Here is an 11,662-nt window from a genome sequence, read left to right on the forward strand (position 1 = left end):
TTATGGATGTTTCATGAGTTTGTTTTTATTGTATTTTAAAATCTGCATTAATCAATTTGTTTTTAATTTTCTTGGTTTGAATGGCATAATTAAAACCTGAACGCAAGCAATAAGCCCCGTGTTCTCCTTGTTTATTTAAAGCTATAAAACCAACTTGCAACCATTCTAAATCAGGGTGCCCTTTATAAATCTTGTATATGCGTTCAACAACTTCTTTACACGCTTCGTAGGGTGATTTTCCATGACGCATTAATTCGACTACCATCGCACTACCAGCTGTTTTCATCATGGCTTCTCCCATTCCTGTAGCTGCCGCTGCGCCAATCTCGTTATCTAAAAATAACCCGGCACCGATAATCGGCGAATCTCCAACACGTCCATGCATTTTCCATGAAGCCCCACTGGTGGTACAAGCTCCAGAAAGATTTCTATTTTCATCCAGGGCCAGCATGCTAATAGTATCGTGGTTTTCGATATTAATTACAGGTTTATATTCCGATTTCAATAGCCATGCTTCGTAAGCTTTCTTTGATTTTTCGGTTAATAAATCTTCTTTTTCGAAACCTTCTTCTAATGCAAACTGCAAAGCACCTTCGCCCACTAACATAACATGTGGTGTTTTTTCCATAACTTTTCTCGCCACAGAAACAGGGTGTTTTATGTTTTGTAAAAATGCTACCGAACCACAATTGTTATATTGATCCATAATGCAAGCATCTAAAGTGACATAGCCTTCTCTATCCGGAAAACCTCCTAATCCAACGGTTTGAACATTTGGATTTGCTTCAGCTGTTTTCACACCTAGCTCTACAGCATCCAAAGCATGACCTCCATTAGCCAAGATTTTCCAGGCTTCATTGTTAGCAGCGATGCCATGATTCCATGTAGAAATTACAACAGGTTTAACGATGCTCAGACTAATTATTTTATTTTGGTAATTAAGAACAATTAAAAACATTGCTACTAATACAAACAGGCTTGCAATTGTTTTTTTCATTAGTTATATACTTTATTTGGTTCGGGTATTTCTACTTTCTTGAAAAAATCATCATTGGGAGTATCTGACATTATAAACTCCAAAACACCGCCATTAACAATTTCCTTATGTGTTATATAAACCCTTTTTAAAGGTTTTCCATTTAAAGAAACTTTTTTCACAAATTTGTTTTGATCAGAGAAGTTAGTTGTTGTTATTTTAAATGTCTTATGATTAGGTAAATGAATTGATGATTCTTCAAATAAAGGGATCCCTATATGATAAATACCTTGTGCTGGATTAACAGGGTAAAAGCCTAATGAATTAAAAATATACCATGATGACATTTGTCCGCAATCTTCATTTCCACAATGCCCATCAGGTTCATTTTTATATTGTTCTTCTAAAATTTGACGAACTAACTTTTGTGTTTTTGATGATTTTCCTAAATAATTATATAAATAAGCTACATGATGACTGGGTTCATTTCCATGAGCGTATTGCCCAACCATACCCGTACTAAATAGTGGTAGTTTATCATGAGCTTCCGGATAATAAGAAAACATGGAATCTATTTTTTGTTCAAAACGTTCTTTTCCACCTGTTTTATTAATTAATTCATCAATATTGTGTGGCACAAACCAGTAATATTGCCACGCATTACTTTCACAGAAATAAGGCGAGTATTCTTTAGGAATAAAAGGCTTAATAAAATGTCCTTTGGTGTCTTTTGGTTGCATCCATGAGTTATTCTCATTATATAGGTTTTTCCAATTTTCTGAACGTTTCAAGAAATATTCATAATCCTTTTGTTTGCCCAAATCTTTAGCAAACATGGCAATACACCAATCATCATAGGCATACTCCATAGTTTTTGAAACCGACCAGTTTTCATGTTGATCATCTACTGGAATATATCCTAACTCTTTATATATATCTATTTGCCGATCGTTAACCATCGCACTGGCTTTACAAGCTTTAAATGCGAGTTCTGAATCAAAATCAAACCCCTTAAAATAGGCATCTACAATAACGGGAACGGCATGATAGCCAATCATCATATTGGTTTCACTTCCTTGCATGGACCAAACAGGAAGTTCATCTGTTTCTTTATAATGAGCTAAGAGTGATTTTATCATATCTGGAACGCGCTCTGGCTGCGTAATAGTATATAAAGGATGGGCCGCTCTAAAGGTATCCCACAGTGAAAAGGTGTCGTAACGTTGAAACCCCTCAGCCTTTGAAATCGTATCCATGCCTTTCTTATACTTTCCATTTTCATCATTAGCAGCTTTGTAACCGCCATCTCTGTCACTCAATAATGTGGGCGCTAACATGGATTGATACATCATGGTATAGAAGATGCTTTTTTTGTCTTCATCCGGAGATTGTATTTTAACTTTTTGAAGCTCTTGTTCCCAAACCAATAGGGCTTTTTTTCGATGAAAATCAAAATCAAAGCCTGTCGTTTCTGCCTTTATGGCATGGGCTGCCGCTTTGCAACTTGTAGTAGATAAACCCGTTTTGACGATTATTTTAGCATCATCTTCAATATGATATTTAAGTACAACTTTAGTGTTGCCTTTAGTAGGGGAAACACTCACCTCACCTTCTTTATAGTAGCTGAGAGAAGAAAATGGTTTAGAAAACTGCATCTGAAAATACACTTTTTGATTTCTAGCCCAGCCTGTTGACATACGATAGCCTTGAATGGTAGAGTCATTTACTTTTTCAATGTAAGTATGGGTTGGTTTATCCCAATTTAAAGAGTAACCTAAGTCGACATGTATTTCTGTATTTTCATCTTTTGGAAATGTATAACGATGTATTCCAACTCTATCTGTTGCTGTTAGCTCGGCTTTTATACCATAATCTAATAAATCTACAGTATAATAACCTGGAGATGCTTTTTCCTGGTTATGTGAAAAAGATGAAAATGGTTTAAAATTATTGGCTTGTATCCTTTTATTGGATCTACTATTGATTGGCATGACCAAGATATCGTATAAATCGCCTGCTCCCGTTCCTGTGAGATGTGTATGAGAAAACCCTGTAATGATTGAATCTTGGTAAAAATAGCCCGCTATTCTATCCCAACCGGGAATTCCTATATCAGGACTCAATTGTACCATTCCGAAAGGTACTGTAGCTCCAGGATATGTGTTTCCCGGACCATCGGTACCAATAAAGGGGTTTACAAAATCGACTAACATTTTTGTGTTAGCTGTGCGCTGTGCTTCTTTTTTACAAGCGAATAGAGAAACAATAATAAAAAGATAAACGCATAGATTTTTCATACACCGTTTTTATTTTTTAATAGGTTGTAGAGCTTATATAGAAGCCACTTTATATATGCGTTTTTAAGAATACCGAACATAATTCGTTTTACGTTGATATTTTCCTTTTTCTAATTGAAATTCCCAATGAACCCTAGAAAAATTCATAGGCCAAAAATCATCTTTGAGAGCTTTTTTTTGAGAAAAAGATGTTTTGAAAGGGGCTAATGGAATGGCTATTTCTGTACGCCATTTTTTATCTATGTCATTGGGATTGTTCAATGCACTATCAACATAAGTAGCAGGTTTAACCTTTATATTTTCTTTTGTATGATTGTTTATATATATATTGAGAATATTTTCTTGTGTTTTACTTTGGGCGTTTATTTCATCATTGGCTAAAATAGAAATTATAAATACGAAAAGAAAGTTTATAGTTTTAACCCAAAAATATGTCGCATTTAATTTATACATAAGCTATAAAGAATTTTGTTTTGTAAATTCAATAATCTCACTTATGTAACCAAAAGCTAAACCAACCACAGTGTCTGCTGCACCATAATAGATTGCAACTTTATCTGCTTCTAAATCTTGTAATGTGGCACATGGAAAAATAACATTAGGTACATCTCCGACTTGTTCATATAATTTTGAAGGCGTTAAGAGATAAGGCTGGGTTCTATATTTTACAATATTTGGGTTTTCTTTATCTAAAATAGCTGATCCCATAGCATATCTAAAACCACTGCATGTAGTAATAACGCCATGGTAAAACATAAGCCAGCCTTCATCTGTTAAAAAAGGAACCGACCCTGCACCTATTTTTGTGCACTGCCAGGCACTGTCCTTAAAAGGTGTTGGAGACATCATATGTCGATGTTCTCCCCAATATTTCATATCTGGACTATAGCTTAAATAGATATCACCAAATGGTGTATGACCATTATCGCTTGGTCTACTCATCATCGCATACTTTCCATTAATCTTTTCTGGAAACAATACCCCATTTCTATTAAAAGGGAGAAAAGCATTTTCACACTGAAAAAAATCTATAAAATCGAATGTGTAACCGACTCCAATTGTAGGACCGTTATGTCCTTCGCACCAAGTAATCCAATAACGATCTTCTATAAAAACAACTCTTGGGTCGTATTTATAATCTCCTTGAACTTTGTCTATGTCGCCTGCTTTAAAGTCGATAGGTTGATGGTCTATGTCCCAATTGATTCCATCTTTGCTAAAACCTGCAAAAATATTCATTTGCACGGCTTTATTGTCACACCTAAAAACACCTGCATAGCCATCTTTAAAAGGTACTACGGCACTATTAAAAACACTATTTGATGTAGGTATGGCGTCTCTCTTAATTATTGGATTTTCATTATATCTCCATACGACTTCATGACACTTTTGTGGTCTCTCTTGCCAGGGTAGTTTTAGTTTCATTATTTGTTATAGCTTTTATTATATTAATATTTTTGCTTTTGGAGTTTAATTTATTATACCAGATTCGTTTTAAAATAAACGATGTTATCACCATAATTCCAATAACAATATACAAACTATTGTATTCTTTGATGATTAAATATATTGGAAATAAAACAAAGACCATTTACCAAAAATTCCTATAAGGGAATTAAATAGATCCATTTTTATATGATTTGTTTGGAACAAAATTTGGACCCGTTTTTTGAGTTTTTTTAATAATCGGTATCTAAAACCCCATGGTTTTGTGATTTTATAAAAATGTTTAAGAACTTATATGTCATCTGATTTAAAAACATTCAATATGTTTACTTTCTACTACTATTCAAAACATAAACAGCTACATGTAATACAAGTAATTGATTACAAGTTCTGTGTGATCTGTAAAAAGAAAAAACAAGAGATGATAGCGTACTTTTTTTCTATATTTGTTCTACTTATATTTGTCGTCAATACACTTTTAAAAACTACCTATCTACTTAATAATTTTTTAGTGCATTCATTAATGATATTAAATATTTATAATTTTATTTATTGCGCAAATATTTTTAGACCAATAACAAGTGTAGAAAGCTAAACGCCCTAAAAACCGAATAGTATTATGTTTCAAAAAATTAAGGATATTATTAATATAAATGATAGCAATAATTTTAATATTACGTTTAAGCATCATGTTATATTTTGGTTGGTCTATTTTTTGTTTACCACATTTAGATGGGGGAGTTATTTTAATGACTATGAATATGCTTTTAAAACAACGATTTTAGGGTTTTCTATTCATATGACATTATGTTATTTTAACGTTTACTACTTAATGCCTAAGTTTATTTATACACGTAGATACTTTATCTATGGTATAGCCCTAGTTGCTGCTTTGTTTTTTATGGTCATATTAAAATTCAATTTAACATACTTTTTAGTTAGTAGTAATGTGTGGCCGGAAGGTCCTGGAACAACTTCTACATTGACTTTAAATTATGTTATTGAAATGATGTTAGGAGAGTTGTATGTTGTAACTTTTGTAACAGCTATAAAAGTAACATTTGATTGGATTAGAGAGCATAAAAGGCTTCTGGATATGGAAAAACGGCAACTAGAAACGGAGTTACGATTATTAAGAACCCAGATTTCACCACATTTTTTCTTTAATACTTTAAATAATATTTATGCACTAACGATTGAGAAATCTGATAAAGCCCCAAAAATCATTCTTAAATTATCGGAATTAATGAGGTATCTTTTGTATGAAACAAAACAAAGAAGGCAGAGCTTAACTAAAGAAATAATGTGTCTTCAAAGTTATCTGGATTTGGAACGTATTCGATACGGGGATCAGTTAAAAATAAATATAAATATTTCTGGAGAAATAGGAGGTAAAGAAATAGCCCCAATGCTCTTGTTATCTTTTATAGAAAACTCTTTTAAACATGGAGCTAATAAAAATGTTGGAGAGGTAAATATAAATATAGATTTTAATGTTATTGAAGATTTTCTTCACTTTAGAATTTCAAATCCTATTCCGACTGAAAAAAATAATAATATTGTAAAAACGACGACGGGGGGAATTGGTATTGGGAATGTTAAAAAAAGATTAGAATTAGGTTATAATGAAGGTGAATATTACCTTGATATCAATAATGATGGTAAAGAATACGTTGTGAATCTTAAAATTAAAGTATGATGAGTTTGAAATGTGTTATTGTAGATGATGAACCATTGGCGATCAATGTTATTAAAAGTTATATAGAGGAAACCACAGGGTTGGAGTTGCTGAACACTTTTAGCAATGCCGTAGAAAGTATTAATTATATAAGGGATCATACTATCGACTTGCTTTTTTTAGATATTAATATGCCTTTATTAGACGGTTTGAATCTTTTAAAAAGTTTAGATAAGAAACCGCTGACTATTATAACGACTGCTCATGAAGAGTTTGCGGTAGAAAGTTATGAATTGGAAGTTTTGGATTATTTAGTCAAGCCGATCCCTTTTCATAGGTTTATTATGGCCATAAACAAAGCGTTTAAAGCACATAATCAGACTAAGGGTGTAGCTGTTGCGCATAATGATAGGGCTTTTATCTTTGTTAAAGTAGATAAAAAGAAAATGGCAAAAGTTTATTTAGATGAAATCTTATCTGTAGAAAGTTTAAAAGATTATATAAAAATAACGACACATACAAATAGGTATATTGTACACCAAACTTTAGGGAGTTTTACTGATGAGTTGCCTTCTGACAGATTTATAAGAATACATCGTTCTTATACCATTCCGATTGAAAAAGTAGAAACTGTTGAAGGTAATAGTCTTGAGATAGAAGGTATAAGATATACCATTGGGAGAAGCTATTTAAACGAAGTGAAAAGCATTATTTTAAAAAATAATGCTTCAAATGAATAAATGTTTTTATGTGAATCTCAATCATTACTTGCGGGTTTTTATTTGAGATCTTGTTCTATTTCCGTGTCCCCACTAGCGCTATTATTTATTAGTGCCATATCAAGAGGTTTTCAAAAAGATCTCGACCAGGCATTACGTCATATATACATGGTAATTTTTTTGCCTCTAATCTCAGAATGACACCTTTTAGCTTTTTTTAGATTGAACTCACCCTGATTTTTTGTTTTTAACCGAAAATGAGATAAAATTTGTTCAGATGAGATCCTTTTGAAAGGATAGTATCACTAAGCATAAAAAAGCAACGAAATATGGACGAATTATAGCCGTTCGTGCCGTTCGATAGGTTTTAGGAAATAGAAAAATCAAGAAGAATTCATTGCTTTTAATTATAATTTAGAAGTACTTTAACCAAAAAGAGCTTCGCAGATATTAATAAAAAAATTGATTTTAAAAACTAAAAGAATGACGAATGCCATTATGTAACATTTGTAACAAACCTTAAATTGAGTATATTAGCAGCATGCTATCCAAAAAGACTAAATACGGCTTAAAAGCACTAACCTATATAGCCAAAAGCGAAGGGGATAATCCTGTGCAAATAAGTGAGATTTCAAAGAGTGAAAATATTCCACAGAAATTTTTGGAAAGTATTATGCTTACGCTTAGAAAATCGGGTTTTTTAGGTTCAAAAAAAGGAAAACACGGAGGGTATTATCTTATAAAAGAACCAGCTCAAATTAAAATGTCTGATGTTATGCGTGTTTTAGAAGGTCCCATTGCCATGGTGCCTTGTGTGAGTTTGAATTTTTATGAGAAATGTGATGACTGTCCGGATGAGCATGAGTGTAGTGTTCATAAACTTATGATTCAAGTACGTGATAATACCTTAAAAGTACTAAGGAATAATACCTTAGAAGATCTGTCTGGATCTTAAAGTGATGAAAACTTCATAAAATAAATCGATTTTCTCTTAAAATTTGGTTTATTAACCTTAAAATATTCCATTATTCCAAATAAATAGTTAATAATTTTTGTCACTTAAGAAAAAGTTCTATTTTTGTAATTCCTATTAAATCGATAGGATTAATATAATACAGTGACAAATGATAGCACAGATGTTATTAAAAAATAAAGAAAAATCTACTTATAAAGTTGATAGTACTGGTGAGAAACCTATCAGAAGTATAGCTAAAGCTTTAAGTTGGAGGGTTATAGGGACTCTAGATACATTAATTGTTTCTTATGTGTTAACTCAAGAAATAACAGTAGCCTCGCTTATAGCGTCTGTAGATTTTTTAACTAAAATGGTGTTATACTTTTTCCATGAGAGAGTTTGGAATAAGATTAAATGGGGAAAATAATTAGAAAGAAGATGTTTACAGAAAATCAAATACAAGAATTGAATGAGGCATTTAAAGATGCATCACCAATAGAAATTATTAAAAAAGCTTTTGAGCTTAATAATAAAACGGTAGTAACCACTAATTTCAGACCTTATGAAGCAGCTATTTTACATGCGGTAAGTTCGGTTGAAGTAAAAGTACCGGTGGTTTGGTGCGATACAGGATATAATACACCTCAAACATACAAACATGCAGAGCAGGTAATTAAAGATTTAGATTTAAATGTCTTTTTATATGTGCCAAAGCAAACATCATCACATCGTGATGTTGTTATGGGAATTCCAAGTATAGATGCTCCGGAACACGCTTTGTTTACAGAACAAGTAAAATTAGAGCCTTTTAGAAGAGCCATGGATGAACATAAACCTAACGTTTGGTTTACAAACCTACGCCAAGGACAAACAGCATTTAGAAATAGTATTGGGATTTTTAGTTTGAGTAAAGATGGTGTCTTAAAAGTAAGCCCATTTTATTATTGGTCTGATGAAAAATTAGACAGCTATTTAGAAGACAATAATTTAACAAACGAGTTTAAATATTTCGACCCAACAAAAGCATTAGAGAATAGAGAGTGTGGTTTACATGCTTAAAATAGTAAACAGTTGGCAGTAAGTAAATATTTGTTATTAGAATTAAAAAAGTAAAAGTTGTTAGCGGGCGTTTTAAAAACCAACAACCAAAAACGAACAACCAACAACAATATAAAAGAGATTATGAACAAAGACACATCACATATCAACTCGTTAGAAAATGAAGCGATATATATTATGAGAGAAGTAGCAGCACAATTTGAAAAACCGGTGTTGTTATTTTCAGGAGGAAAAGATTCTATCACTTTAGTGAGATTGGCAGTAAAGGCGTTTTACCCAGCTAAAATCCCATTTCCTTTAATGCATATTGATACAGGGCATAACTTTCCTGAAACTATAGAATTTAGAGATCGATTGGTTAAAGAATTAGGGTTAGAACTCATTGTTCGACATGTACAAGATTCTATCGATCAAGGAAAAGTAAAGGAGGAAACAGGTAGATATTCAAGCAGAAATCAACTTCAAACAACAACGCTTTTAGATGCTATAGAAGAATTTAAGTTTGATGCATGTATTGGTGGTGCGCGTCGTGATGAAGAAAAAGCAAGAGCTAAAGAACGTATTTTTTCTGTACGTGACGATTTTGGGCAATGGGATGAGAAAAACCAACGTCCGGAGTTATTCGATATGTTGAATGGAAATATTGAGCATGGACAAAATGTGCGTGTATTCCCAATATCAAACTGGACAGAATTAGATGTTTGGTCTTATATAGAAAGAGAGGACATCGAAATACCATCCATATATTTTGCACATAAACGTAAAGTATTTTTAAGAGATGGTTTGATCTGGTCTGCAGAAGATGGTGTTGTTTATAGAGATGATAGTGAAGAAGTTGTAGAAGAATTGGTGCGTTTTAGAACCGTAGGAGATATGAGTTGTACAGCGGCTGTATTGTCTGACGCCGTATCTATTTCTAAAGTAGTAAAAGAAATTAGAGAAAGTACTATTTCAGAACGTGGTGCGCGTATAGATGATAAACGCTCTGAGGCAGCCATGGAAAAACGTAAACAACAGGGGTATTTTTAGCCCCCTAACCCCCAAAAGGGGGACTAGCAAGTTTGCTAGTATAATCCTGCAAGACCTTAAAAACCTTGTAGGTGTAAAAGAATAAAAGAATAAAAACAAATTTTAAAATATAACCCGAACAAACGCCCTCTCCTTCGGAGAGGGTTGGGGAGAGGCTATGGAAGTATTAAAAATTGCAACAGCAGGAAGTGTAGATGATGGGAAAAGTACCTTAATAGGACGTATTCTATATGATACAAAATCATTAACTACAGATAAGTTAGAGGCTATTGAGAAAACAAGTAAACAAAGAGGCTACGATTATTTAGATTTTTCTTTAGCAACAGATGGTTTGGTGGCAGAGAGAGAGCAAGGGATTACCATAGATGTGGCTCATATTTACTTTTCAACAGCTAAGAAGAGTTACATTATAGCAGATACACCTGGTCATGTGGAATACACGCGTAATATGGTAACCGGGGCTTCAACATCTCAAGCATCTATTATTTTAATTGATGCTAGAAAAGGGGTGATCGAGCAAACGAATCGCCACTTTTTTATTAATAATTTATTGAGAATTAAAGATGTCGTTGTAGCCATTAATAAAATGGATTTGGTTGATTATTCAGAAGAAATCTACAATAAAATTAAAGCAGATTTTGAAGACCTGATGAGCAAAAGAGATTATCAGGGTCAAAAAATAACCTTTATTCCTGTGAGTGCTTTAAAAGGAGATAACGTTGTAAATAAAACGGATAAGATGTCTTGGTATGAAGGTCAGACTTTATTAGAACATTTAGAGGAAATAGATAAAGCTGATATTTTTAATATCGGAACTCCAAGATTTCCAGTACAATATGTAGTACGTCCAAAAACTGAAGATTTTCACGATTTTAGAGGTTACGCAGGGAAAGTATATGGTGGGAATTTGACTGTTGGAGATGATATTGTGGTATTACCATCGCAAACAAAATCTAAAATAAAAGATATCTATTTCTATGATGAAAAGTATGAAACGGCTTCAAGACGTTCATCAGTAACTATCACTTTAGAAAATGATATCAATGTGAGTAGAGGAGATATGATCGTGAAAGATGGCGATTTACCAACTATAGATAAACAATTTACTGCTAATGTTTGTTGGATGGATTCAAACCAATTAACAGCTGGTTCTAAATATATAGTGCAGCATGGTATCAATAAAGTGTTAGCAAAAGTAGATACAATTCATCATAAAATACATCCAGATTATTCAGGAATAGATACAGAAGTATTTGGGTTAGGAGTTAACGATATTGCTTCGATAACTTTCAAATTAAATAAGCCAATTTTTTACGACCAATTTAAAAATCACAGAACAAATGGATCATTTATTTTAATCGATCCGCAAACGAATAATACGGTTGGAGCTGGTTTTATCCAGTAAAAGCCTCCTAGCCTCCGAAAGGGGAAGGTCGAAAATAATATCATTAAGAAAAAGAAAAGTTTAACTAAAAAGGACTCGTAAAAAGCTCCTTCCTTTTG

Annotated in this window: 11 protein-coding genes; 7 read left to right on the forward strand and 4 right to left on the reverse strand. The window is 32.8% G+C overall.

Features of this window, described 5'->3' with window-relative positions:
• Window positions 1–25: 25 nt before the first annotated feature.
• The 4 genes from Q4Q47_RS11830 to Q4Q47_RS11845 all read right to left on the reverse strand — a co-directional run bounded on the left by Q4Q47_RS11830 (window position 26) and on the right by Q4Q47_RS11845 (window position 4,698).
• Window positions 26–958, reverse strand: a complete 933-nt coding sequence (locus tag Q4Q47_RS11830) for a N(4)-(beta-N-acetylglucosaminyl)-L-asparaginase (RefSeq protein ID WP_303308465.1) — start codon at window positions 956–958, stop codon at window positions 26–28.
• 38 nt (window positions 959–996) lie between these two features.
• Window positions 997–3,273 carry a GH92 family glycosyl hydrolase gene (locus tag Q4Q47_RS11835; RefSeq protein WP_303306866.1) on the reverse strand — a complete coding sequence of 759 codons (2,277 nt, stop codon included), beginning with the start codon at window positions 3,271–3,273 and terminating at the stop codon, window positions 997–999.
• Between the two features lie 63 nt (window positions 3,274–3,336).
• Window positions 3,337–3,726, reverse strand: a complete 390-nt coding sequence (locus Q4Q47_RS11840; RefSeq protein WP_303306867.1) for a DOMON domain-containing protein — start codon at window positions 3,724–3,726, stop codon at window positions 3,337–3,339.
• Between the two features lie 3 nt (window positions 3,727–3,729).
• Window positions 3,730–4,698: a glycoside hydrolase family 130 protein gene (locus Q4Q47_RS11845; RefSeq protein ID WP_303306868.1), complete on the reverse strand. Its 969-nt coding sequence runs from the start codon at window positions 4,696–4,698 to the stop codon at window positions 3,730–3,732.
• A gap of 640 nt (window positions 4,699–5,338) precedes the next feature.
• On the opposite strand from Q4Q47_RS11845, the gene Q4Q47_RS11850 reads away from it, so the two are divergent.
• The 7 genes from Q4Q47_RS11850 to Q4Q47_RS11880 all read left to right on the forward strand — a co-directional run bounded on the left by Q4Q47_RS11850 (window position 5,339) and on the right by Q4Q47_RS11880 (window position 11,564).
• Window positions 5,339–6,418, forward strand: a complete 1,080-nt coding sequence (locus Q4Q47_RS11850) for a sensor histidine kinase (protein WP_303306869.1) — start codon at window positions 5,339–5,341, stop codon at window positions 6,416–6,418.
• Window positions 6,418–7,137: a LytR/AlgR family response regulator transcription factor gene (locus Q4Q47_RS11855; RefSeq protein ID WP_303308466.1), complete on the forward strand. Its 720-nt coding sequence runs from the start codon at window positions 6,418–6,420 to the stop codon at window positions 7,135–7,137. The genes Q4Q47_RS11850 and Q4Q47_RS11855 overlap by 1 nt, the downstream gene beginning before the upstream one ends.
• 520 nt (window positions 7,138–7,657) lie before the next feature.
• Complete coding sequence (locus Q4Q47_RS11860) at window positions 7,658–8,071, forward strand: RrF2 family transcriptional regulator (protein WP_303306870.1); 414 nt, start codon at window positions 7,658–7,660, stop codon at window positions 8,069–8,071.
• Between the two features lie 169 nt (window positions 8,072–8,240).
• On the forward strand, window positions 8,241–8,498 hold the full coding sequence (locus Q4Q47_RS11865) for a DUF2061 domain-containing protein (RefSeq protein WP_303306871.1): 258 nt from the start codon (window positions 8,241–8,243) through the stop codon (window positions 8,496–8,498).
• On the forward strand, window positions 8,486–9,130 hold the full coding sequence (locus Q4Q47_RS11870; RefSeq protein ID WP_303306872.1) for a phosphoadenosine phosphosulfate reductase domain-containing protein: 645 nt from the start codon (window positions 8,486–8,488) through the stop codon (window positions 9,128–9,130). Before Q4Q47_RS11865 ends, Q4Q47_RS11870 begins: the two co-directional genes overlap by 13 nt.
• Window positions 9,131–9,241: 111 nt before the next feature.
• Window positions 9,242–10,159, forward strand: coding sequence for a sulfate adenylyltransferase subunit CysD (gene cysD, locus Q4Q47_RS11875; RefSeq protein WP_303308467.1), 918 nt, complete (start codon window positions 9,242–9,244; stop codon window positions 10,157–10,159).
• 157 nt (window positions 10,160–10,316) lie between these two features.
• The gene (locus Q4Q47_RS11880) at window positions 10,317–11,564 is read left to right on the forward strand and encodes a sulfate adenylyltransferase subunit 1 (protein WP_303306873.1); all 1,248 of its coding nucleotides are present in this window, start codon (window positions 10,317–10,319) and stop codon (window positions 11,562–11,564) included.
• Window positions 11,565–11,662: the final 98 nt, after the last annotated feature.

This window comes from Flavivirga spongiicola (assembly GCF_030540825.1).
GTDB lineage: Bacteria > Bacteroidota > Bacteroidia > Flavobacteriales > Flavobacteriaceae > Flavivirga > Flavivirga spongiicola.